This window comes from Gordonia sp. N1V (assembly GCF_029269935.1).
In the GTDB taxonomy this organism is placed as follows: Bacteria; Actinomycetota; Actinomycetes; order Mycobacteriales; family Mycobacteriaceae; genus Gordonia; species Gordonia polyisoprenivorans.
On record NZ_JARJDD010000108.1, the window covers coordinates 1 to 399 of the forward strand.

The 399-nt window shown below is 60.7% G+C and carries 1 protein-coding gene; it reads right to left on the minus strand.

What is annotated here, in order from left to right; translation table 11 throughout:
• Positions 1 to 399 (minus strand): HNH endonuclease (locus P3L18_RS28330; protein ID WP_276116014.1); only part of this gene is annotated, 399 nt, incomplete at both ends.

Here is a 399-nt window from a genome sequence, read left to right on the forward strand (position 1 = left end):
TGCTGGCGGGTGGGATCAGCCAGGGGTGTCGGTCGAAGCCCATGATGATGTCCCATCCGTGGCGGTGGACATCATCATGACAACTACTGCACAGCAGGCATCCGTTGTCGAGGTCGGTGGGACCACCCTTGCTCCAGTGGACGAGGTGGTGTCCTTGGCAGCGTCCGGCGTGGGCACCGCATTTGATGCACCCGCGATCACAGTGGTGCACATGGTGTGCTTGGCAGCGTCCGGCGTGTGTTCCGCATTTGATGCACCCGCGGTCACGGACGAGTAGGGCTTTGCGTTGTCCGGGGGTGAAGAAGCGTTTCGCCTCGCCAACACTGAGGGGTACACCGTTGGGATCGAGCATGATTTTGGTGATGGTGGTGTCACACGACAACAGTTTGGCGGTGGCTT